The organism is Novipirellula aureliae (genome assembly GCF_007860185.1).
Taxonomy (GTDB): domain Bacteria; phylum Planctomycetota; class Planctomycetia; order Pirellulales; family Pirellulaceae; genus Novipirellula_A; species Novipirellula_A aureliae.
In genome coordinates, this window is the sequence record NZ_SJPY01000003.1 from 65,303 (window position 1) to 89,619 (window position 24,317).

Annotated in this window: 15 protein-coding genes and 1 tRNA gene; 8 read left to right on the forward strand and 8 right to left on the reverse strand. The window is 52.4% G+C overall.

What is annotated here, in order from left to right; all coding sequences use genetic code 11:
* Positions 1 to 95: 95 nt before the first annotated feature.
* Positions 96 to 401: a hypothetical protein gene (locus tag Q31b_RS28095; RefSeq protein ID WP_197171281.1), complete on the reverse strand. Its 306-nt coding sequence runs from the start codon at positions 399 to 401 to the stop codon at positions 96 to 98.
* A 274-nt stretch (positions 402 to 675) separates the two neighbouring features.
* Between Q31b_RS28095 and Q31b_RS09610 the strand changes: the two genes are divergently transcribed.
* A complete protein-coding gene (locus Q31b_RS09610) occupies positions 676 to 2,628 on the forward strand; it encodes a tetratricopeptide repeat protein (protein WP_197171283.1) in 1,953 nt (650 codons plus the stop codon).
* Between the two features lie 249 nt (positions 2,629 to 2,877).
* Entirely contained in the window at positions 2,878 to 3,417 is a 540-nt protein-coding gene (locus Q31b_RS09615; RefSeq protein ID WP_146599492.1) for a hypothetical protein, read from the forward strand.
* A gap of 225 nt (positions 3,418 to 3,642) precedes the next feature.
* Here the strand turns inward: Q31b_RS09615 and Q31b_RS09620 are convergent, their stop codons facing one another.
* On the reverse strand, positions 3,643 to 4,578 hold the full coding sequence (locus Q31b_RS09620; protein WP_146599493.1) for a hypothetical protein: 936 nt from the start codon (positions 4,576 to 4,578) through the stop codon (positions 3,643 to 3,645).
* A gap of 541 nt (positions 4,579 to 5,119) precedes the next feature.
* Here Q31b_RS09620 and Q31b_RS09625 point away from each other — a divergent pair.
* Positions 5,120 to 5,710, forward strand: coding sequence for a 5-formyltetrahydrofolate cyclo-ligase (locus Q31b_RS09625; RefSeq protein ID WP_261343854.1), 591 nt, complete (start codon positions 5,120 to 5,122; stop codon positions 5,708 to 5,710).
* Between the two features lie 76 nt (positions 5,711 to 5,786).
* Entirely contained in the window at positions 5,787 to 7,028 is a 1,242-nt protein-coding gene (locus Q31b_RS09630; RefSeq protein WP_146599495.1) for a GspE/PulE family protein, read from the forward strand.
* Here the strand turns inward: Q31b_RS09630 and Q31b_RS09635 are convergent, their stop codons facing one another.
* Positions 7,029 to 7,613 (reverse strand): class I SAM-dependent methyltransferase, encoded by a 585-nt coding sequence (locus Q31b_RS09635; protein ID WP_146599496.1) that lies wholly within the window; start codon positions 7,611 to 7,613, stop codon positions 7,029 to 7,031.
* 168 nt (positions 7,614 to 7,781) lie between these two features.
* On the reverse strand, positions 7,782 to 8,822 hold the full coding sequence (locus Q31b_RS09640; RefSeq protein WP_146599497.1) for a lysylphosphatidylglycerol synthase transmembrane domain-containing protein: 1,041 nt from the start codon (positions 8,820 to 8,822) through the stop codon (positions 7,782 to 7,784).
* A gap of 320 nt (positions 8,823 to 9,142) precedes the next feature.
* On the opposite strand from Q31b_RS09640, the gene Q31b_RS09645 reads away from it, so the two are divergent.
* Positions 9,143 to 12,721, forward strand: coding sequence for a hypothetical protein (locus Q31b_RS09645; RefSeq protein WP_146599498.1), 3,579 nt, complete (start codon positions 9,143 to 9,145; stop codon positions 12,719 to 12,721).
* Between the two features lie 70 nt (positions 12,722 to 12,791).
* On the opposite strand, the gene Q31b_RS09650 is transcribed toward Q31b_RS09645, so the two are convergent.
* Together Q31b_RS09650 and Q31b_RS09655 are read right to left on the reverse strand one after the other, a co-directional pair.
* Positions 12,792 to 13,220, reverse strand: a complete 429-nt coding sequence (locus Q31b_RS09650) for a DNA polymerase ligase N-terminal domain-containing protein (protein ID WP_146599499.1) — start codon at positions 13,218 to 13,220, stop codon at positions 12,792 to 12,794.
* Positions 13,221 to 13,244: 24 nt separating this feature from the next.
* Complete coding sequence (locus tag Q31b_RS09655) at positions 13,245 to 14,033, reverse strand: sugar phosphate isomerase/epimerase family protein (protein WP_146599500.1); 789 nt, start codon at positions 14,031 to 14,033, stop codon at positions 13,245 to 13,247.
* 148 nt (positions 14,034 to 14,181) lie between these two features.
* Here Q31b_RS09655 and Q31b_RS09660 point away from each other — a divergent pair, with 148 nt between their 5' ends.
* Positions 14,182 to 17,121, forward strand: coding sequence for a hypothetical protein (locus Q31b_RS09660; protein WP_146599501.1), 2,940 nt, complete (start codon positions 14,182 to 14,184; stop codon positions 17,119 to 17,121).
* 155 nt (positions 17,122 to 17,276) lie between these two features.
* Here the strand turns inward: Q31b_RS09660 and Q31b_RS09665 are convergent, their stop codons facing one another.
* Entirely contained in the window at positions 17,277 to 17,843 is a 567-nt protein-coding gene (locus Q31b_RS09665; RefSeq protein WP_146599502.1) for a hypothetical protein, read from the reverse strand.
* A gap of 456 nt (positions 17,844 to 18,299) precedes the next feature.
* Positions 18,300 to 20,843 carry a sodium-translocating pyrophosphatase gene (locus Q31b_RS09670; RefSeq protein ID WP_146599960.1) on the reverse strand — a complete coding sequence of 848 codons (2,544 nt, stop codon included), beginning with the start codon at positions 20,841 to 20,843 and terminating at the stop codon, positions 18,300 to 18,302.
* Between the two features lie 739 nt (positions 20,844 to 21,582).
* Here Q31b_RS09670 and Q31b_RS09675 point away from each other — a divergent pair.
* A tRNA-Leu gene (locus Q31b_RS09675) sits at positions 21,583 to 21,666 on the forward strand.
* Positions 21,667 to 22,594: 928 nt separating this feature from the next.
* Complete coding sequence (locus tag Q31b_RS09680) at positions 22,595 to 24,286, forward strand: sodium:solute symporter (protein WP_146599503.1); 1,692 nt, start codon at positions 22,595 to 22,597, stop codon at positions 24,284 to 24,286.
* Positions 24,287 to 24,317 lie beyond the last annotated feature (31 nt).

Consider the following 24,317-nt stretch of genomic DNA (forward strand, 5'->3'; position numbering starts at 1 on the left):
TTTTCCGAAGAAATTCTAATACTTCTCAGAAAACGCCGCCGGCGATTGCTGCCGTACTCCTTCTCGTGCTCCTTCTCGTACTCGTGCTCGTGCTCCTACTCGTGCTCGTACTCGTGCTTGAAGTGTCGTGGGCGTCCGAACGCGAGCACGAGTGCTATTCTATTGAGCACGAGTACGAGTACCATTTCATTGAGCACGAGCACGAGTACCATTTCATTGAGCACGAGCACGAGTACCATTTCATTGAGTACGAGTACGAGTACGAGCACCATTTCATTGAGTACGAGTACGAGTACGAGCACCATTTCATTGAGTACGAGTACGAGTACCATTTCATTGAGCACGAGCACGAGCACGAGCACGAGTACGAGGACCGTTTCATTGAGCACGAGTACCAGCACGAGTTACTTGCTAATCTTGGATCCGATTAGCGAGAAGTGTCGAAAATCTGAGTTTTTGGCGGGGGGGGGAGAGCTGCGAATGCGGTTTAACGACTAGATCATTGAGCACCCAAGAAAACTCTGGATATGAATTGCACTGCCCGAAGCCGCCCATTTGCATTAAAATCGAAATTGAACGATCTGTCTCGCTTCCCATTGACTATTCTCATTGACTCGATCTATGTCTTCGCCATTGCCTTTATTTAACCAACGTCAAGCCAAGAGGTGGCTGCCGATGTCAGTGTTGCGTCTTGCCGCAATGCAGGTTGTCCTTTTGGTTGGATTATCTCCCACGATCGTGGCTGCCGAGCAGACTGGCGGCGGCGATGATATTGCGTCGACCGCTATCGCTGAGAAAGAGGAAAGTCAAACAAGTCAAAGCCGGATCGATTTTCTCATTGAGCAACTCGGTAGCGAGAGCTATGCGACGCGAGTTCGTGCCCGCGAATCGTTACAGCGAATTGGGCTCGAAGCATTCGATGATCTATACTCGGCCCAGAATCATACTGATTCTGAAATTGCAATGACTGCACGGCACTTGGTTAGTAGTTTGCTAGTAAGTTGGTCGAAGGAAACCGATCCCGAAGCCGTGCGTCAGACGCTGCACGAGTATGGCGCGCAAAGCGAAGACGAGCGTCGCAGCCGAATTGCACGCTTGGCAGAATTGCCAAACCGAGCGGGCGTCCCTGCTTTGGTTCGACTCACTCGCTTCGAAACCTCATTGTCGTTGAGCCGCGTTGCCGCCCTTTCTCTGATGCAACAACCTGTAAGTGAAGTGAAGGCCTCTCGCCTAGAAACGGTAGAGAAAATTCGTAGCGATTTGGGTGAACGCAAACCAGATGCTCGGGCTCCACTCAAGTGGCTTGCTGCTTATGCAAACGATTTGGAAAAGGAAAAGTTTGACACTCAACGGTGGCGTGATTTAATCGCTGACCAGCGAAGGCAGCTCGACACCGTCAGCGCTGACCAAACGACTCGCTCCTCCGTTTTGGAATTGATTCGCTTGGCTGCGAACTTAGCTTGGCTGAATCAACAATCCGACGATGCGTTGACACTCGTTTCCGAGAATTTGGATCTGATTCCACCTACCACTCGTGACTTGAGTGAGGCCTGCGCGTGGGCAATCAAAACGGGTTTGTATTCGATCGTGTTGGAGTTAAAAGCTCGACACCAAAAGAACTTTGATAGCCAACCGATGCTGCTTTATTCGGCGGCCGAAGCGACCAAGGCGAGCGGTGAACGAGAGGAAGCCGAGCGACTCGCACGATTGGCGTTCGAAATCAACGCGTTGCCCGATAGTGAAGCAGAGCGGACGAAGATCTCGCCCAACGATCTTTCGGAAGCCGCCGAATCGCATCGAGACAAAGCACAACAACTGCAGAGCCGTGGCCTATTCGATTGGGCCGAGAGAGAGTACCGAACCATTATCGATCACCTTGATGTCGTGTCCTTGACATCTGTACGATCTCGATTGTTGTTGTCTCAAATGCTGAGCGAACTCCAACGACATCAAGACGTGGTCGATCTGCTGACACCGCTCGCGGAGCGCGCCGAAAAAGACGAGGAGTTTCGTAAACGACTCAATTCGGTGCTAGCGAACTTTGATTTTGATAACATTCGCAGCGATATCCTTTGGCACCAAGGCTTGATCCACGTCGAGGCGTCAGAAATTGAAAAAGCGAAGTTGCTGTTAAAGGAGGCGTATCAAACAAGCCCGCGACAAGAGAATATCGATATTCTGATCTCAATGTACCGATTGGATCGCGATGACCCCCAATGGGTTGGCACCGTCAAGACGCTGCTCGAATCAAAAATTCATGAAACTCAACAATTGATTGACAGCATCGAGCGGATATTGCAGCGTCCCGGACGAAGTCTGCGTAGTAACGATGCACTCGCTGGCGCGTTAAATCAGTACGCTTGGCTGGTCGGAAACACCGATGGCGATAAGCAGAAAGCGGTGCACTACAGTGAACGATCGTTGACGTTGAGCCCGAATGATCCTGAAATCCTGGACACTTTGGCTCGCTGCTATTACTCCGTCGGCCAATTCGACAAAGCACTCGAAACCCAAAGGAAAGCGGTACAGCTAATGCCGAATTCCCCACAACTGCTCCGCCAACTCGAGCTTTTCAAAGCGAAGGTCGAAGAAACCTCCAACGCAAGTGTCAATCCAACGAAGAGTTAGTGCAGGCAATCTACACAATTCGCATGTGATGTTTCTGGGCCAATGACCCTTTTGGCTGCCTAGCGATTTGTCCAGATCAAAAATCAGGGTTGGTCGTAGTGGACGAGGTTACGAGTCCTTTACTGCACAGCGGTCCAAAAAAACTCGTTACCTCGTCCACTACCCTGAAAATGGGGCTCTACAGAAGAATTTGTGGGTAAAAAGGAAGTCGCGGAAGTTTTTTTGGGGTCATGGTAGTCGCGATACCCATTGCCACACTTGCTCGACTCCCTCGATGCCTCGGAACAAGAAGCGACGCCGATCGAACATCACCTTGATGACCGCGAACGGTGTTTCGCCGAAATGACGGCGGCGACGGTACGCGATCTTGGACTCCTCCTTCGGCCTCTTGGCTCGGTGCCGACGATGGGCCGATTCGTGAACATCATCGATCACTTCTCGACCGACGTCGCATGGTTTCCAGGCTGGAGGCCGACATATCCTTGCCGGTGGTGTAAGCCACCGAATCCAAGGCGTTTAGGACGCCGCAAGGCCGGAGGCCGATACATCGATCGCGGGTGTGTCGCCCTCCGGGCGAGTGGTTCGGTTTCATCCATTTCGGTGGCTCACGCCACCGGCAAGGATGTTTCGGCCTCCGGCCTGTGGATCGTTTTGGCCTCCGGCCTGTGGGGCGTTTCGGCCTCCGGCCTGTGGGGCGATGGTGCAACTATCCACGGATCGAAGGGGCACGCCACCGGCAGCGGATGTTTCGGCCTCGGGGCTAGCTCTGCTGAGGAGCAACTTGCTTAGGGACAACGGGGTCAGGGAGGGAAGGATGTTTTGCTTGGCCTTGATAAAACCACTTGTTTTGCCGAGGTTTGTTTTTGAACGTTCGATTGCCGATACACCGAAAACATCCTTTTTGCCCAGCCGTGCCTGAAAGACCTACCCTTCGGTACTTGGGATGGATGAATCAACCCACGGATTCTTCGCTGGAGCCAAACATTGAAGATTGACAAAGCGTTCGTCCCGATCTTAGTCCGAAAGGTATCGCCGTTGCGAGCGAATTGGATGAGCATGATCGGTGCGAAGTTTGGGGAAGTGGTGATGCTTGACTTCGATCGGGTCTCGAACAGGCTGGGTCTCTTGGTCGACTGCGTTGCTTTCTATCTGCCGGAGCCGAAGCGATTTGGCAACACCAAAGCTGTCAAACAACTCGACTGGAAACATCCCCATCACGCTGTCAGCTACTCGCCGATTGGCTCTTGGCAATGCTGGAGTCGGTGAAGTGCGACGAGTCAGCATATCATGCATGGCCAAATTGAAGAGCCAATAGGTGGTCTTCTGGGCCGCTGTTGTCTGGAGAACGCTCCAGCCGAAGTCGTCCGATTCTTCGGCGAAAGCAATCGCTCGATCCGCATCGATGGCATAGCGCACCGCACTACGACATTGCGGCATCATCCGTCCGAGAATCGCGTCGGTCCAATGCTCTACCCCTTGCCTCAAGCGGTTCAAACGCACCGCATCTCGTACCGAACTACCGCGTCCGAACAGCATCAGATGGTGGACGCGTGAACGGACTTCCATATGACAATCGAAAACGCTTTCGGTAATCGGTGACAAATTCTGTTGCCCGCGTGACGCGTCGATATGATGTCCCACTGCAGCAACAATTCGGCATAACAATTCGCTGACGAGAATCTCCTCTAAAACACTGACATGGCGATTCCACCATTGTCCCATCGTATGGCGGTCGCCCTGTGATTCCGCACGGCGATAGCGAGCAATCACTTGGTGCCACAATTCTAAGCGACTTCGGGTACTAACCCAGTAGGGTGTTACACTTGATGCAACCGCTTGTTCTTCGGCGTCTGTTTTTGAAGCACCACTCAATTGGCCAGCAAAATGGGTGACAGCGGGCACATGTTGTGACACAATGGCGGCAAGATCAGCGAGGTGGACAACATGCATGAGATGAAAAATCCAAAGGGGCGTAAAGCGAAAGCGTTTCCTGGTTCTCTGTCAATTGAACCGGAAACATCGATGCTGTTACGAGATCGCAGATCCCGTACCCTCTAGGAAATTTCACAATTAGCTCTTCTTCCGTATCGGCGCAAGTCCTTACACAGAAGAGGTTTGCTGAAATAGCGTCCTTGTTGAATTGCCGGCACTCATGGGAGGCATGTTGCAAAAAGGCAACCCCATGTTTCCATGCAGCGACGCAGTGGATGCGCAAAAAAACGGCCCAGGATTTTGCCCCCCGATGCAGAAAACGTCAAACGATTGCTGCTGAGAAAAAACCTAGACCGCTTTTAGGGAAGAGAAACGAATGAGTCACTTTGCCCCACACGTCGTTCGTCACTCGAATCAATACCCTTCTATGCATTAATTCGGCAATCGAAGTGTGTGACATTATTCGGATTGATTAAAAGGCTAATTTCAACGGACGAAGCGATAATCAGGAATATACCGGTAAACCGATAGAGAAGTGGACGGACGTATCGGCAAGAGCATGTGTAACGATTTGGAACAAAACAACAAAGAACCATTCCGAAAGGCCGGGTATAGGGCGCGGCATTCATTGAAAGATAAATGCGCTGTCAGCGATAGGATTATTCAACGCGTCGTCCATTTACCTGAATTCCAACGGGCTCAGTGGGTCATGTGGTATGTAAGCACTCGATCGGAAGTCCAGACGCATCGGGCGATAGCGGAACAACTCTCAGACGCTAAAAAGATTGCGGTGCCCTTTTGTGAAGGGGGAACACTAAGACTGTTCCATTTGGAATCCTTGGCAGAACTCGAATCGGGGGCCTATAAGATTTTGGAGCCGAAAGTCGAACTTCGTCAGCGAAGTGGAAAAGTCGTCCGGCCCGAACAGCTTGACTTTCTATGTGTGCCTGGGGTCGCTTTCGATCGCCGCGGTGGTCGCGTCGGAAATGGAAAAGGCTATTACGATCGGTTTTTGCAGACCGTGCCCCAAACAGCGAATCGAATAGGGCTGGCGTACGAATGCCAAATATTTGATCGAATCGTCGTGGAAGAGCACGACATCCTCATGCACCACGTCGTGACAGAAAATAGAGTGTACACTTGCGATTGATTTTGATGCGGAAACCAATCGCTTAGCATCACTTCTGGGTAAGGCGATATTTCACTGAACACGAGGGAACGACCGAATGCTAATCAACCGCTTTGCTGACTTGGATCCCGAAACTTCTGATTTTGCGGTGAAGGTGGTAGAGCGGCTGGTGCCGTATGCAATCGAAGCGCAGGCGTCTGACATTCATTTGCAACCTCGCGGCGATGTGGGCTGGGAAGTCCTGTTCCGGATCGATGGCGTTTTGGCGGTCGTTGATACGATCAAAGCTAGCCGTTTGAGTGACCCGGTGGCTCGCTTAATGGTTCTGGCAAGTTTGCCCACGTATCGCAGCAGCCAACCGATGGAAGGACGATTAAACTGGCCTACCGCTGCGTCATCGCAAGGTGCGTCATCGAAAGGTGCGTTGGATCCATCCATCTCGATGCGGTTAGGCGTTTTTCCCACCGTCCATGGACCACGTGCAGTGATCCGGCTACTTCGCCAGAACGATCGGTATGATCGGGTCGAATCGCTTGGCATGTCGGATTTCATTACGGCCGAGTTGGTTCGGTTGTCCCAGCAAACCGATGGAGCAATTTTGATATCGGGACCAACGGGTAGTGGCAAGACGACGACGTTGTACGCGATGCTTCGCGAAATCGCAGCTTCGAACGTTCGCCGTAGCGTCTTGACGATCGAGGATCCGATTGAGTCCATCATCGATTCGATCAGTCAAAGCGAGCTTGACCCGAGCGGTGGAATGACGTTGGCTTCGGCGCTTCGCAGTGCGGTACGACAAGATAGTGAGGTATTGCTAGTCAGTGAAATACGTGATCCGGAGACCGCCGAGGCGGTGATTCAAGCATCGATGACGGGCCATTTGGTCTTTTCGACCTTGCATGCTTCCGATGTCGCCTCGACGCTTCGGCGTTTCGTTCAATTCGGAACACCAACCTTTGCACTGCGAAGCGGACTTACCGCGGTCCTCTCACAGCGATTGCTACGGCGCCGATGCACCCATTGCCGCGGGGTTGACGGCGGTCTCCATTCAGAGCAAACAAAGTGCGGCGAATGTTTGGGTTCACGCTATCAAGGGCGAATTGCGATTGCATGCTGTCATCGCTTTGATGGGAGTGATCCCGCAGGTGAAGCGATGGCGGACGCCTTAGAAGCGGGTGGTTCGGTCGCAAAGATGCAGGCAGCTTCTAAAGAAGCCGGAGCGACCAGTTTACGAGAGGTTGCCGATGAGCTTGTCCAGAAAGGGATTACCGACCAAGCGGAGGTTTACCGAGTTTTAGGTCGTTGCGATTTTCAACCGTCGCAATCCGACAGCAGGTGACTATTTGCTCAGCGCGCAGCGATAGACGAACGCGGGGGGCAAGTTCTGCCATACGGTCCGACTTTTTTCGACCGTGGCAAATGTTTGCTGCAATCGCCGCGAAAAACGTCGGCCAGCCGGTAAGGCTAAGCCCTGCCAATACGCAAAGGTGGCGAAACGAGCCTCGGAACTCAAGACTCCCATCATGGCGTCGAATATCTCGGATTGAAGACTTGTTGAGAAGGAGGCCCATGGCAATCCGCAAATCACGCTATCGATTTGCTCGATGCCCTCCCGTTCGCATATCTCGGCAATCTGCGTAACGCTGTCGTGATAGACGGTGGCCGATGGACAACGTTCGCGGGTCGCGCGAACGAGCTCACTCGAACGCTCGATTGCAAAGAATTTAGCCTCCGGATGCAATCGTTTGATAATCGCTTCCGTGAAGACTCCGGTGCCGGGGCCGAATTCAACAACGTTTCTGGCGGTTTGCCAATCGAACGAATCGACCATCGCTGTAACCAAACCTGGACTACTCGGAGCGATCGCGCCAACTTGCGTCGGATGGAGAACAAAGTTTTTTAAAAAAGTAAGTGAGTTTTTCATAGTGGAATCGTAGCAAAAAACGACGGGGTTTGCTGCCGTTTTACGTGTTCGATCGGAACGGCTTGGTACGGTCGTGGCGGAAGTGTCAAGTCTTTCGATTTTGTCTGGAAGAAACACGGAATGGATGAACGTCTTGGCGACTTTCGCTACGATTTGATGTCCGGCGGGCTAGTGATCTAGCTCTTCGCTTTCTTCGATGATCGTCCGCTCCTCTTCGTTGGCGGTCCAGTAGAACACGGTTCCGACAATCGCCATCGTGATTTTAACCAATTCAAAAACCAACGCGACGAGGGTTCCTGATGCCATCGTTGGTTTGGCAGGTATGACTTCGTAGAGCCATTGAATGACCACTTCGAAAACCCCCAAACCGGCTGGAGCAACCGGTAGTGCGGCCGCCAGCATCCCGATAGGAACGATGACCAAATGATCGGCAAATGTGGGTGGATCGGCGTACAGGCTGCGAGCGATCAAGTACATGCTGACAACGATCAATAGATGAACGCCCAAGCTCATCACGATGGCTAGTAGCAGCCCCATGCGGCGTTCTTGAAACATTCTTAATGGTGCGGCTACTTTCGCAAGGATGGCACCCACACCAGGAATCGTCCGTGATCGGGCGATGATTTTGTCAATCTGTTTGCCTCCGAAAACCAGACACAGCAAACCAAAGGTCCCGGCGAATACTAGAACGGCCGTCGCAAACTTGATCTGATCGAGTCGTATTTGCGTGACATCGCTTGAGCCGGTTGGATTGGTAACGATGATCGCCGCTGCGACAAGAAGCACCAGTCCAAACAACCCGACGGCCCGGTCAACCAGCACCGAGGCAACCGCTTCCACTCGTTTTCCCGGACGTCGTTTGGCCAGAAAAAGAGCTTTGAAGAGATCCCCCCCCACGCTGCCGACTGAAACGAAATTGAACAAAAAACAGATTGCGCTAATCCGGAATGCCTGGATCACTGATAGCGAAATCCCTTGACATCGGACCAGTAAACACCAACGAGCGAATGACAAGCTGACACCGGAAAGCGCGATCACAAAGGCAACCGCCAGCAGTCCGTAGTTCTTGGGCTGTTCCTGAAGCTGAACCCAATCGATATGAAAGGACAGCCAAACGACGATTCCAATGGGCAGCGCGAACTTCGCCGCGATTTTTAGGGCGGTCCACGGTATCGGGATACGAGATGTTCTTTTTCGGGGGGCGTGCATGCCTAGCAAGATAGTTTTCTAGCTCTGGCTACGTAAGGGCATCGATTCCTATTTACTTGCAGGCGATATTATGCGTAACCTTCGCTTTCAATCAGAATGATCTGCTTGCTGTTGCGGAAGTATTGGGCGATTTCCTAATCTTCCACGTAAACCATTTCTCAACGTGTAAACGCCCAAGGCGAGACATGGCTGGACAAGGACGTCTTTGCCGGATGGACTCAATACGACCGCTTTTTTCGAAAGCGTACTTGATCTGCTGCGCTCTCGTTTCGCTTGTTTCTGGCTCGGTTTTCGCGGAAGGGCCCGGGGAAATCGCAGCTTTGGATTTTCGTCTCGAATTGAATTGGTCGCCCAATGCCGACGATTCTGCCTGCCCCCCGCAGCCATTTCGAATCGAAGTTGAAGTGGTCGATCCGAACTCGAATCGCGTCAATGGCTCAACCTCGCCAGCGACCATTTCTGAATTAGAGAACCGCTGCGACGATGTGTCAACTTGCAACGCCTTTTCGATCACGCCCCCGCAAGCTGCCTCCCTCCAGCAAACCGGCTGGAGTTTCGAATCGCCGCTTGTCTTTGGGAATCGACGCGCGAGGGTGAATCGAACAGCAACGAGCAAGGGTGGGGCACGATTTCGTGTCCAAGCTTCCGCTGAGGCGGAGCTAGTCGTGCGGGTCAAAAAAGTCGCTGCCTCCGGTCCATTGGCATCGGTATCGTCCGATGATGGTGATGTGACTCGAATAGCGATCGCTGATTTAGCCGCCCAACCGATCGACAATCACGGTGTGATTCATTGGACATTGAAGCGTATCGACGGAGACATGCTTCGTATTTCGATGGCAGATGAAAGACTCGTTCGGGAACCCAACACGCCGCTCGAGATCGTCGTTCGAGCGAACTCGCTCGTTGTACCGCAACGAGGTTTGCCTAACAACGAACCGTTGCAATTGATTTCGTCCATGATTCGATTGAGCGACCGTGAAACCGTTTGGACTCAGACATCCACTTTCTCGCTGGATTCACTTGGGAATTCCCAGCCGATCCAAATCACCGATTCGACGTCGTCTCAGCCAGGCGTGTATGAGCTTCGCTATGAAGTGGCAACCGAGAGTCGACTTTGGTCAAGGCTACGCCGTCGGGGAGAGATCGTGACTCGCATCGGTCGTCCTGTCGTTGTTTTACCGGAAAAAGAAAGCGTGGGCGGAGCAATCGATTTTGCGACCTGGCCAACGATCCAAAAGATTAAGTTCACCGAAATTTCGGACTGGGCAATTTCAAATTGGCCTGTCTCAAATTGGCCTGTCCGTCAGATGTTTTCATCACGAGGACCTGCCTTCTTTTCGGCTTCGTCAGCGAGCGTAAAAACACGACCTAGCGTCGAATCCACGCAACTGATCGAGGAAATCTATGAAGGCGAAAAGGTTGCTCGCGTCCCGATCGGCCAATCGTTTGAAACCTCGTTGCCCAAACTACGCATTGGCTATCCCCACCATATCTCGCTTCGCTACCCAGCCAATCGAACTCTGAAGTTACGTATCCAAATCACAAGTGATTTGTCCGGCGAGGAGCAATCCGGCGGCGCGGACTACGTGGTTCACGATTTCCCGCGTGCTTCGGATCGATATGACGATGAAAATCAAAAATGGCGCACACAATCGTTTTTGTACTATGCAAATGGGAACGAGCGTATTCACATCACAAATCTCGATCGGCTAGGCGATGCATTGATCGAGTCGATTGAAATCAAAAGTGGTCCCGCTAAATTGGCCACCGCCTTTGAGCCGCCCATTGACCGTTCGTCTGATGATATGGACGCGAGCAAACAGTCGTTTCGTATGACCGCTCTACGACTCACCAGCTCCGATTGGATCGAGGCATACGGAAAGATTCCAAGATGTCATTCTCTCAAGTCCGATTTTTCGGTCGAATCGATCGCCATCGACAAACTGGTTACCGCGACGACACGTGTTTGTAATTACGCAAGTCTTCTTGGCGCCGATACGTTGCTCGTTGATGCAAACGAGGGTGGAAAAACGTGGTTCAAAACGAATCAGTATGCACCCACTCGATGTTCGCACCGCCATGAACGCGATCAGTTAGAAATTCTACTTAGCCTAGCCGATCGATTGGAGAAGCGGGTTGTCGTTGGTTTGGATACCGTCATGCCAATCGACGCCAATCCCAATGAGAAACAACGATCGTTAGTCGCGTTGACGAAGGAGGTCGTTAAGCGTTCTCTGTCGCACCGTTGTTTCGCAGGCATATGGCTATCGTGCGGCCAAAACGATCAACCGAAATCGTTAGATCAAGCCCGATTGTCCGAAGATGAACAAAGGCAAGACAGAGACCGTCAGCGGGCCATTTATGATGCCATTGCCGAGCAATGCCAAGGAAAAAGCCTCTTGCTAGTGGATTTACCTGATTCCGCCTTTGTCAATCGGAGTGGTCCATGTCTCGTCGACAAGTCATGGCCCAACCATTCGCGCCGTTCCTGCATCGTGCCTGTTGCGACACAATTTCGAGGTGCTTATGAGTGTATCTCGGCCGAGATGGAAGCGGAAAAGCGAATCGCTCGGAAGGTTGCCGATTTGCAAGGCGTTGCTGGGCAAATCGGATTGTCCGTTCGCTCGGATTTGGATTCTGGGTTGATTGACCGAGGTTTTGCGGAGGAATTGAACGTGTGGGTCGATCGACTCGATCCGCTAGTCGTCTTGCATGATGACACAACCATGCAAATGGGTTTGCAGGATGGCCTACGGAAAACCATGAATCGCGTCGCAGCACTCACGATGCAAAAGATGAACGAATTCGCATCGCCGGATCCTGTGGCTCAAACGGTTCACCTAAAGTGGGGAGTCGAGAATCAGCATCTCGTTCTACTCGTCACCAATCAATCCCCTTGGCCAAGCAGCGTACAACTAAGATGCCGAAAAGCGATCGAGTGGGAATCGATCGGGGATTCATCAAAAACAGTCGATCAAGTCGAAAATGGGCGAGTGACTGAAATTCGTCTTGATGCTGGCGAAATGAAGTTGTTGAGAAGTGCCACACGTGAAGAGCCTCAGGCACTTGGAATGTGGACCTCCAGTGTTCAAGGGGGGGCCATCCGAATTGAAAAAATCAAGACGGATGTTGCAACCATTGTCGAAAAACTCGGTACACTTTCCGATAGCACACCTTATCAAGGATTATCAAACGGCAGTTTCGAAGCAACGGGAAATGTTGGCATCAAAGGATGGTTGCATGCCCAGTATCCAGCCGGTAGCGTCATTGTCGACGATAGCGAGGCGACCGATGGAAAGCGATCTCTATGCATGAAGACGGACGGTGCGGGGTCACAGCAGACTTGGCTTGTGACCGAAACAATCACGCCGCCTAAGTCGGGTCGCTTAGCTGTGTCGATGTCGCTGCGTGCTGAAGCAACGCATATCGGATCTTCTCATCAAGTCCGTGTCTCGATCGAAGGCACGCAATTTGGTCAATCGTTCCGATTCAGCGAAACGGTGGCGCTGCCGAGAAACGGGCAGTGGCAGCCTCGCAAAATAGTCACCGAGGCTGCGACATTGGTTCCAGAGGAAGTTGAGACGCTCCGTGTGACGATCGATAGTTTGTCACCAGGAAAAATTTGGATTGACGATGTGCGGTTACATGATTTTTTTCCCACCAATCAAGAGCGGACTGAATTGCAAACGCAATCCTTCTTGGCAGTACAAGGTATTCAGCGAGGCAACTTGGAACCCTCTTCAAAGTTGCTGCAAAACCGCTGGGCTCAACGCTTGATCGAAGCCAGTTCCACGGACGAAGCGGTCACCGTGGAAACGCAAAATTCGCCCGCACACGTCGATACGCCTGGAGTAGCCGAACGATTTCGTAGTTGGCTACCAAACCCCATCAGGTTCTAACGCGATCCCTCTCGTTGAAATACTTCATTCGATTGGAGGAGCCGAGTCAATTTCCTTGATGGCTAAGATGTCAGAAAAGTCGCAAGATTCCTGGCCGAATTTCAAGTCGATTCTTATTTGCCGCTAGCCCACGAGGCGGCCGTTTGTCGTGCCAGGTAAGTTCGGCGACGAAGACGTTTTCATCGTGATCAAGGTTATCGTGATCAAGGTCATTGTGATCAAGGTTATCGTGATCAAGCAATCGATAGCTGCCTTCACAGCGACGCGAAACCGCTCCACGACCTCGGCCGATGTCACCTTCGAAATCGAGATACTCGATGCGGTGATCTGGCAATTTCTCTGCGACGATACAAATCGACTGATCGAATCGTACGATCGGTTCGGTCGCCCATGTCCGTAGCACTCCGTCACTCTCGAACATCCAATCGAAGTGTACGTCGCCCGACCGACCCAATTGGTCGCCTGGCGTATGTTCGAGGACAACAAACCGATTTTGCAAAACGTCTTTCTCCAAACGTCGGACCTAAAGGTTTCCCAAATACTCGATGCCCTGTTGCAATTCTTCGAGTACGGTGTCGCTTGGCATTTGTTGTCGGCCAACCACGAAGTAGCCACGAAACGGAAAATCCTCTAGCATCCCCAGGAGTTCGGGAAAGTCGGCGGTTCCTTGCCCCAGCGGCACACTGATTCCACGACCAGCGGACAGATCGATCACACCATCCACTGCGCTAACGACTTGAATTCGATCTCCGAGAGCTCGAATCGCCTCGCGGGGACTGTGCCGATTGATAATCAACTGCCCCGGATTCAATGCGGCAGCGATGTACGCATTGTCGTTCGACTTGATCAAATCAGCCAGTTTCTCTGGGGACTCACTACCCGTTTCGGCTGCCAAAAATGCGCCCACTTTCGCACCGTAGCGGCCCAGGTCGTCGACGACGCCTTGCAGCGATGTGTACCGCGGATCGTCGGTCGTGTCAGGAATCCCACCGATTTGGTTGATCACGACGGATGCCCCGAGGCGGTAGGCCAGCTGCATCGCTGCCTTGGTCGCATCGACACGGCGATCCAAATCGGTGGGGTTGTCGTAGCCCCGACGGGTTGGAAATCGAACGGCGGCAACCCGCAAATTCAGATCATTCAGCATTTTCCGCAATTGTCTAAGCCCAGTGTCCGATAATTCCGAAGGGCGAATGCCATTTCTTGCATTTATTTCCACCGCCGTCGCACCAAGTTGCGATGCTAGCTGCAATGCTTTGGAAAGCTGGACCGGCAAGCTATCAATTCGGACTGCTATTTTTATTTCCGCCACGTTGATTTCTCATTTTGCGATTTTTTTTCAGATGATTCGCTCGTTTCGAACCATTCGACTAAGCGGTAGTTTACGCAACCGTGACTCGAGCGATAGAGCGCCCATCGATCGAAAATACCTTCCAGATCGATGGAGCGTTATTGCAATTTTGGCAATAGCGCTAGCTGCCTTCACGGGCACCGGACTCACCGATATCGGACAAGCAGGATTGTTGCAAGCAGAAAACATTCAGCAAACCGACACGGGGCCGGCCATGGGAAGTCCGATCCAGGAAAAATTGGAGGAACTACAACAACGGTTTGATGAATCGCTAAAATCGTTCGTCTGGGATTTTTCCCGTTCAGCCGATACCAACTATGATGGTTGGCCCGATGATTGGCAACGTCGAACGGGCAATCGCTACCCACAATACGTCAAAATAGCGATCGAAGCCCATGATCTTAAGGTAATGCGTGAAACTCGCGACGTCGATGCGACCGTCATGCGGTTTTGGCCGAGCATCCGAAAATGGTTTCCCTCCTTGCCTGTTTTGCCTCCGTCGCTTGCCGATCTATTGTGTGACCGTTATTTGCGGATTGAACTCGACGGTGGTTTGGCCATGGTTCAATCGCAAAAGGTGCCGACGAGTCGAATGTATCAATACAGGTTTTCGGCCGACATCATGACAAGCGGACTGCGTCACGATACCGCGCGTGCCGAGTTGGTATTTGTCGACGAACAAGGGATGGAATTGGAGTCGCATTCGACACCGATCGTCCGCGGGTCAAGCGGTTGGAAAGAGTACGCCGTAAACAACCTCCGCGCTCCGAGGCTGGCAAAGTACATGTTCGTGCGGGTCTCCGTCGAGGGCGGTGAAGACGGCTTGGAAGACATTCGTGGTTTCATTGGTTTTGACAATTTGCGAGTGGAGCCGTTTCCCCAGCTTCAGCTCGTGACCGATCGTCCGCTTGGTATCTACGACTATGGCAGCGGGGTGACAGCAACGGCGGTAGTGCTTGGGCTACCCAAGGGTGCGTCCCGGGTTCGGTTTCACCTATTTGATGCCGACAAGAACGAAATGGCGTCGGAAGCGTCGAGCATCCGAAGCTTGGTGCAATCCACCCCGATCCCCTCGAACATCTCCGTTTCAAGTGAACCCAGCGAATCTCGCTCGGCGACGACGGACATGCGTTTCGATTGGAAAATGCCTCGTCTTTCGCCTGGGTTCTACACCGTGAAGGCGGTGATTGAAGGAACGGGCGTTGACGAATTGGAATCTCAAACCACGTTGGCGGTCATTGAACCACTCGTTGAAAAACGGGGATTTGGATGCTTTGGATGGACGCTTCCCTACCAGAATCAGAGGGATACGGCTCGAACAGCTTTGGATCCATCTGCGATCCAAACGCAGGGTCAACATAGCACCATCGGGATTCCTCAGGACGACGGCACGATTCCGCCCCGCGATTTCGTGAATTGGTTGTTGCAAATCGGGGTCGACTGGGTCAAGTACCCTGCTTGGATCGCTCCTGATGATGAAGTTCGAGCCAGTCAGATTGCGGATCTGTTCACACGACTGCAAGACAGCAAAATTCAGACGGTCGGGTTGCTTGATCGACCACCGGAGGATCAGTTTGCGAATTACGATTTGCGTAGCCAACGTGAAATCGTTGCATCGGAGCTGTTTCGGGATTTCGAAGTTTGGCAACCGCTACTCGAACCGGTGATGAGTCGATTGACTCTAAAGGTCCGTAAATGGCAACTCGGTGCGGATGATGATTTTAGTTTCCTCGGGCGAACCCGCTTGCAAGAATCGGTCAAGTCGATTGCCACGGGGCTGCAAGGCTACGGACAACCGCTCGATATAACGATCAATTGGCCTTGGAATGAACCAACCCTCTCATCGCAGCAACGATCTTGGAAAGCGGTTTGTCGATCGATCCAGCCCGCTTTGACCGCGGAAGAACTCGATGCCTATTTGTCATTGGATCCAGAATCCCGTCGGCATGTTGACGCAAAGACTTGGATTCTATTGAACCCATTGCCAAAGGGTCGCTATGACCGCGATACACGCATCTTGGATCTCATCCAAAGAATGGCAACCGTCCGAAAGCACCGGGTCGAAGCGGCCTTCGTTTCGAATCCTCATGATTCGGAAACAGGCTTGCTGACAAGTGACAGCCGACCTGATGAAATGCTGCTGCCTTGGCGGACGACGGCACAATTGATTGGGGATCTGCGACAAATGGGATCCCTCAAAATGCGTAGCCGAGCCAACAGCATCATTTTTGCTGGTGAGACGCGAGCGGTGCTGATGGTTTGGGCGGATAATCCGACCGAAGAATTGATCTACCTAGGTGAAGATGTCTACGCAATCGACGTCTGGGGAAAGACCAGTGAATTGCCGCTCGAAAACTACGAGAACCGCCAGGTCCAGCGGGTTAAGATTGGTAAGTTGCCGACCTTCCTTGTCGATGTCGATCCCGACCTCTTGGCCTTTCGAATGTCGGTCGAACTGAAGCAAACGCAACTCGATAGCATTCTCGGGCAAACCCAGCCGCTTGAGCTGAAATTTAAGAACCCCGTTCGCGATGGATTGGCTGGGAACGTTAGGATCCGCAGTCCAATGTCATGGAAATTTGAGCAGCCATCATTGAATTGGGAACTAATCGGCGGGCGGGATACGACCGAACCGTTTAATGTGGTTTTAGACAATAGTGCAAAAGTCGGCCGCTACGAATTGGCTCTCGATTTCGAGTTGCAAACCATACCTCCTAAGCGGTTTACCGTCTACCGAGAAATCAATGTCGGTCCCCATGGTTTGGAATTGAAAGCGACGACCGACATCTTAGAGGGTGGACAACTCAAAGTGGAAGTCGAAATGCAAAACCATTCCGAGAAACCACTTCTCTATGACTGCATGGTTTTTCCGCAATCGGGGCGGCAATACCAAAGACGCTTCATCAGTGTAGAGCCTGGCGAGACCGTTCGCCGCGATTTTTATTGGTCCGATGGGGCCGAATTGATTGGAACAACATTGCTTCTGCGAGCAGGCGAACAGGACGGCCACAGGATTTTGAACTACGAGATCCCGGTCCGTCGACAATAGACTGCCACTCATTGCGTTTCCCAGGCAGAAGCCTGGGAACGCAGCCGTCAAATTACGAAAAAACCAGTTCGCCGCTGGAAAAGAAGATCCAAACAACGAACCGGTTGAGGGGGATGATGAAGAGTGGGCCCCACGGGCTCAACTCAATCTTGTGCTCAATCTTGTAACGCCTCACTTAAACGGGCCAATGCCTCTTGCTTTTCGGCACAGATCCGTTTGAACGACAGATAACTTGTCGACGCTTCGGCAACACGGTTTGCATGCTCAATCAGCGTTTCGCTTAAAATCGCCCAAACGGTCCCCGAGGATTGTTCTCGCAATGCTTCAATATAGGCTTGCCAAGCATCCCAAAGCTTTTCACTCGGTTTACGATCTAGCCAATTATCAATCAACTTCAAGACCTCGGGGGATTCGTCTTTGAGGTATCGTGAAACGATTGACATAACCGTTCCTCTCTCTGCATCCGTGATTCGGCCGTCGGACCAAGCAACAAAAACCAGCGGAACAAGTAGCAGCACCGGAACCGTTTGATCATTGATTCCGTGAAGAAGCAGTTCATCTAAAACATCGGTGTCATCAATGTTGACTAAACGAGCCAACCTGCTGCGAGCTTCGTCTCGTAAAACCTTTTCGCGAAGCTGTTCACATAGCTTCAGGTCTACCTGGCGGAAGAACTCATCCTCAAGAGCCCTCAAGCGACCGTCTAGTGCGTTGGTAATCATCTTGATCTTTCCTTGTGTGTGACAAGTAGGGATATTTTTGTATTGGGATGGTAGCAAGAATCCCAATACGAACTTCGCACCCCTTATTCTACAGTCATATGCTTTCGATTCCAATCAAAATGCCGAACTTTTCTCTACATTGCAAACGAAATCCTCCCAGGATGATTGGGGGGCGAGCGTAACCGAAGCATCGTAAATGCTGGCAAATTCATTTCCTTCCTTTCGTCGCTCGATTCCCTAATCGTCGACGCGTTAGCCAGTTGCGACAACGTTATCGCTTGTAGACACTTGGTCTTGAAAAACGCTTAGCGGATTTCGCTTTGAGTGTTACCTTTCCCCTATTTCTCCCCTGTTCTCTGGTCCGCATAAGTTGACACCCAACGTATGTTGCTAGCGGCTCCGCCCGGGCGACCCGGACGGAGCAGGATAGCGAATACAGGGAACCCGAAGGTTTTTTTAAAAGATCCCGAGGGCAACCAAGCTGTAGCGAACGATCAAACCCGCAACAACGACGCTGACCATGCTCATCAACTTGATCAGGATATTGAGACTCGGGCCACTCGTGTCCTTAAACGGATCGCCAACGGTATCACCGACAACCGCTGCTTTGTGAGCATCGGTTCCCTTGCCACCATGCGCACCGGCTTCAATGTACTTTTTGGCATTATCCCAAGATCCGCCCGCATTCGCCATGAAAATCGCGATACAAAAACCTCCCGTCAATGTTCCCACGAGTAGTCCCATGACTCCTCCAACGCCGAGCAAGAGCCCCGTCACAACGGGTAGCAACAGGCCAAGTAGTGATGGCACGATCATTTCACGCTGAGCTGCCTTGGTACTAATTGCGACCGGCGCCGCGTAGTCGGGCATGTCGGTCCCTTCCATAATGCCTGGCTTTTCACGGAACTGGCGTCGGACTTCCTCGACCATCCCCTGAGCGGCACGCCCGACCGCTTTCATCGTCATTGCACAGAAGACCAAAGTAGCCATCACGCCCAAAAAGGTGCCAACCAATACTTTCGGGTTCATCACCGAAAAGTTGTAGTAGTCACTGAAGTCTTGAATGTGGGCAGTGGGTAGGAAGATCAGCTTATCGCCGGTCGCGGTGAACCTGGCTCCCGCTGGACGGCCGAATTCGTCGACCTTCATCGCTCCACTCTCGTCCAGGTCGTAGGCGATCATGTCCGCGACTTCGACCGGACCTGCCTTGAAGGTTTTCGCTTTCCACGCGGCTTCAAGCTCTTCATCGGCTGCCAACGAGGTGGGCGAGACCAACCAGGTAGCCGAATGCATTTTGCCATTCGCATCACTGTACTTGCTGACGACAAAGCCGTCCGATGCCTTGATGAAATCGGCATCGACCACTTCCACGACCTCGTCACCCCAACGTTCAAAACCAATGCGAACTTCTTCGATGTAAGCAGCCATTAGCGCAAGTGCCGTCAGCGCCGCCGATCCGATTGCAAAGCCTTTACCCGTTGCTGCTGTGGTGTTACCGAGGCTATCGAGTGCATCGGTACGTTGCCGGACAATCGGATCGAGTCCCGACATTTCGGCGTTGCCACCCGCATTGTCCGCGATCGGTCCATAAGCGTCGGTTGCTAGGGTGATGCCGAGAGTGCTAAGCATACCAACCGCAGCGATCCCGACGCCGTAGAGTCCAAGTGCAAAGAAGTTAACATCCGAGAAGTTCCAACCGTTTGCAAATCCAAAGGAAGCGAGTGTTGCAATACAGATGACGACCACGGGCGCCCAAACACTCATCATGCCATCGGCAATCCCGCCAATGATGATCGTCGCAGGGCCCGTCAACGATTGATCCGCCAAATTTCTTGTCGGCTTGAACTCATCACTGGTGGAATACTCGGTCCATTTGCCAATGATCCATCCGGCAACCAATCCGGTAATCACGCTAAATGCAACGCCGGGCAAGGCGATACCGCCAACCGTTATGGTCGTCCCCAGGGTTTTGGGCATCAACCAAGTACCGAGGAAAATCGCGGCAACGGCGACCAGGAAGGTGGAAAGATTGATCCCACGTCCAAGGGCTGAGAGCAAATTCTTTTGCGTCGCATCATCCTTTGTACGGACCACATAGATGCCGGCAATCGATAAGAAGATGCCAATACCCGCGATCGCCATCGGCAGCATCATCGCTTGCAGTTGAGCTTGCGTCCCGTTCATCCCGCTTGGAACCAACTCGCTTGTTGAAAACGCGGCGACGCCTAGAGCAGCGGTCGCCAAAATCGATCCGCAATAAGACTCATAGAGGTCAGCTCCCATGCCTGCGACATCGCCGACGTTATCACCAACGTTGTCGGCAATCGTTGCTGGGTTACGCGGATCGTCCTCGGGAATCCCTTGTTCGACCTTGCCAACCAAGTCCGCTCCGACGTCCGCGGCCTTGGTAAAGATACCACCGCCGACGCGAGCAAATAACGCTTGACTACTGGCCCCCATTCCAAAGCACAGCATCGTCACGGTGATATCAACCAGCTTCATCGTGTAATCGGGATTCACGAGCGGGAGTACCCAGTACAGCACGGCGAACCAAAGGGTAATATCAAGTAGACCGAGGCCGACGACCGTCAAACCCATGACCGCACCGGATCGGAATGCGACCTGCAACCCTTGGTTGAGCGACTTTTGCGCGCCAGCCGCCGTCCGATTGCTCGCCAGCGTTGCGGTCTTCATGCCGAACCAACCCGCTAAGCCTGAGAAGAAACCGCCTGTCAGGAACGCGAATGGAACCCAGCGACTTTGCACGTTGAGGCCAAACGCAGCATAGGCAAGAAGTGCCACAATGACGAGAAAGAATACGCCAACCACCTTGTATTGCTGGGTCAGGTAAGCGTTGGCGCCCTCACGTACATAGCCAGCGATTTCTTGCATCCGATCGTTGCCAGGATCGGAGGTCTGCATCGTTTTGTAGAACAGGTAAGCTTGGATCAACGCGCAAATCGAACCGATAAAAGCGATCGACCAAACGAAAACCGTCATCGTGTCGTCGACTGGTGGAATCGAGACGACGGGTGCGACCACGCTATCGGCTGTCGACGTAACATCAACGTCCGGTGCGCTATCATTGATCGCGGGCGCGCCATCTTGGGCAGCAACCGCGATCGGCAAACTCAGAATCAGTGTGATGGCGGTCATTGCGGCGACCATCCTGAAACGTTGCCATTCAAAGATTTGTGTAAGCATTCTTAAAGCCCTATCCAATCATTTTAAGGGGGGGGAACGAAGTCATTGCCATGTTGGCTCAAGCCCAGGGGATGCCGAAGGATCTCGCTGCCTATCCATCGAATACGATTCTTAGCCGACGCTCACGTTGCCCTCGGCATCCAATGCATTCATCACACTAGTCCTTTGATTCGTCCCCACCAAGACACGGTTGAGAGGTCTACGAATGAGTAAACGTTTGCGGACGGGGAAGCACCGGAAATCGACGCTTTGCGAAGTGTTGTCCGCCATAAGTTCTGTGGGACATATTGTCACACGATTTGATTCGTCGTTCAATTCTTAGCATGACTTCGCCCGATTGCGCTCGGCTCTCCGAGTAGAAAGCATCCACTGGCGGGACCGGTCGATCGTTCGATCTGCGAACCCTTCTGACCCTTTAGCCCGAAAGCATTTTCCGCTCGGAGAGCCGAGCGGCGATCAGCGGGGGTGCAGTCGATTGCCACTTGCGAAAAGACGCGAGACGGGATATCGTTAGAAGGGACTTAGCCAAGCACACGCGGATGTGGCGGAATTGGCAGACGCGCTAGATTCAGGTTCTAGTGGCCGCAAGGTCGTGGAGGTTCAAGTCCTCTCATCCGCACTGCATAAAACGGGGTTTTCAGCAAATCGCTGAAAACCCTTTTTTTTTGTAGGCGTCGAAACAATCAACTCGGCTTCGCTACATGGAAGCTGATTGAAAGATACTCTCGAAGAGGAAGGGGGAAGCCCTGTCGTCGGAGGAAGTCGGCAAGCGATTGAGCGCTGTAGCTGGGATCGTCCTAAAAGAAAAAGCGAGATCGCTTTGACAGCGGAGAGGTTCAAACCGAAGCGTTCCCTAGCCCGGCTAATACGCAGACTGTTTTTCGAGCAATGAACGTAAACGCTTGAAGGCGTAGACGTTAGCAAAACAATTTGCAAGTCCATGAATCATCCGGGCTAGGCGACCTTGCTTGCGGCGACGAATCATTCCAATCGCTCCCATCGCCCAGCCGAGCCGAGGAACTCGGCGAGGAACTTGGCTTGGGGTCGGATGTCACGGCAGTAATGGTGGTGTTGTCGAAGACATGGAACGATGACATGGAACGATGACATGGAACGATGACATGGAACGATGGCATGGAACGATGACATGGAACGATGACATGGAACGATGACATGGAACGATGACATGGAACGATCAGTTGCGGCCAACGGTCGCATGACGGGTCATGAAGTAGGCAACGTCTGTGAAAAACGACACCAACAACGCCGTTGGCGGCGATCAGCGATTCGCCCGAAAATCATTCTCCGTTCCCCGTCCTATCGGACGTGTAGGTGGCCCCTTTTATCCAAAGGGGGTCGTACAACAACGAAATTGCAATTCTTGTCTGGTGATAGTCAATGGGACCTTACAGTAGTAGAATCAGCCTCTATCATTTGGCGATCGTCGCCTTGTGCTCCCGAATACGTCAGTAAAACAATTGACGTCTGGAGCAAAAGGCGACGATGAGTCACTGCATCGAGCATTCATTATTCACGAGTTCATAATCATGCAATTCCTTGACTGGGTAGTCGTTGGCGTTTATTTCATGGGCCTCGTTGGCATCGTCCATTGGTCATCCAAGCACATTACATCGACGTCGGACTATTTTTTGGCTGGCAGGCACGCTAGTTGGTTTGTCATTGGTGCGTCGCTTTTTGCTTCGAACATTGGCTCCGAACACATTGTCGGACTGGCGGGAAACGGTGCTTCATCTGGGATGGCGATGGCTCACTGGGAATTGCACGCTTGGGTGATGCTCCTGCTGGCTTGGGTGTTTGTTCCCTTCTACTACCGCAGCGGCGTGTTCACGATGCCCGAGTTTCTTGAGCGGCGGTTTGATTCGCGATGTCGATGGGTGCTATCGATCGTCAGTTTGTTGGCATACGTGTTCACCAAGGTGTCGGTTACCGTTTATGCGGGCGCGCTTGTGTTCATGAGTTTGTTGCCGGACACGTTCGGATCGCCAGAAAACGCATTCTGGGTTGGTGCGATCGTGACGGTGATAATGACAGGTATCTACACGGTCTTCGGCGGTTTGCGTGCGGTTTTGTATACCGAGGTGGCCCAAACGGTTGTCCTGTTGCTTGGTTCGTTTTTCATCACTTGGTTCGGTTTGAAAGAGCTGGGCGGATGGGGAGAGTTACAAGCGGCTGCATCTGCATCGAAAGCCGATTTTGCACTTTGGCGTCCACTGGTCCAGGAGGGTGTACCGTGGTGGAAGAACGGAGATTTTCCATGGCTTGGTATTCTGATCGCGTCGCCGGTGATTGGCATTTGGTATTGGTGTACTGACCAATACATCGTGCAACGGACGTTGGCATCGAAAAATCTAACGGACGCACGCCGCGGGGCAATTTTCGGAGGCTTCCTAAAGGTGTGGCCGGTGATGATTTTCCTGATTCCTGGCATGATCGGTTGGGCACTGCATCAAAAGGGGATTATTTCTATTCCATTGCGTTCAGAGGGCACGATCGATGGAGACCAGGTTTTCGCCACGATGGTAACAGGGCTGCTTCCATTAGGTCTGCGAGGATTGGTCGTCGCGGGTCTGATGTCGGCTCTGATGAGTTCGCTGGCATCTCTGTTCAATTCATGTGCAACGCTATTCACGATCGATATTTACGAAAAGCTCAAGCCGGGTAAAACGGACAAGCACTACGTCTATGTTGGGCGATTGGCGACGGTGGCTGTCGTTGTCGCCGGTCTGGTCTGGATTCCGATCATGAAAGCGATGGCTGGCGGCGGCATCTACAAATACTTGCAAGGCGTCCAGGGCTATCTTGCCCCGCCGATTACGGCGGTGTTTTTGCTTGGACTATTTTGGCGCCGCGTAAACGCGACCGGAGCTTTTTGGGGAATGATTATCGGTTTCGTGCTCGGAATGGGCAAACTGACAATCGAGGCGGTGGTAACAGCCCGTGGAATCGAGGAGGGAACTTTGGCGAATATTGCGGACTTCAATTTCCTTTACTATTCCGGCGTGTTGATGTTGATCAGTGTGTTCGTTGTCGTCGCACTTTCGCTTTTAACAGCAGCACCAAGCAAGGAGCAAACCAACGGTATCACCTGGGGTGGACTCTCTTCGGAGGACCGTAAGGCAATTCGCAACAGTTGGGATGCAAGGGATTTTATCGGCTCGGTTGTTGTTCTGGGAATGGTCCTTGGCGTGTATCTCTATTTTAGTTTTTGGTTGGATTGATAGATGGATCGTCTGGATGACGTTCCGCTAC

Excerpts from the sequence above, each read along its gene's own strand:
- Q31b_RS09610 (WP_197171283.1), top strand. The coding sequence starts at position 676 with ATGTCAGTGTTGCGTCTTGCCGCAATGCAGGTTGTCCTTTTGGTTGGA.
- Q31b_RS09620 (WP_146599493.1), bottom strand. The coding sequence starts at position 4,578 with ATGCATGTTGTCCACCTCGCTGATCTTGCCGCCATTGTGTCACAACAT.
- Q31b_RS09625 (WP_261343854.1), top strand. The coding sequence starts at position 5,120 with ATGTGTAACGATTTGGAACAAAACAACAAAGAACCATTCCGAAAGGCC.
- Q31b_RS09630 (WP_146599495.1), top strand. The coding sequence starts at position 5,787 with ATGCTAATCAACCGCTTTGCTGACTTGGATCCCGAAACTTCTGATTTT.
- Q31b_RS09635 (WP_146599496.1), bottom strand. The coding sequence starts at position 7,613 with ATGAAAAACTCACTTACTTTTTTAAAAAACTTTGTTCTCCATCCGACG.
- Q31b_RS09640 (WP_146599497.1), bottom strand. The coding sequence starts at position 8,822 with ATGCACGCCCCCCGAAAAAGAACATCTCGTATCCCGATACCGTGGACC.
- Q31b_RS09665 (WP_146599502.1), bottom strand. The coding sequence starts at position 17,843 with ATGATTACCAACGCACTAGACGGTCGCTTGAGGGCTCTTGAGGATGAG.
- Q31b_RS09670 (WP_146599960.1), bottom strand. The coding sequence starts at position 20,843 with ATGACGGTTTTCGTTTGGTCGATCGCTTTTATCGGTTCGATTTGCGCG.
- Q31b_RS09680 (WP_146599503.1), top strand. The coding sequence starts at position 22,595 with ATGCAATTCCTTGACTGGGTAGTCGTTGGCGTTTATTTCATGGGCCTC.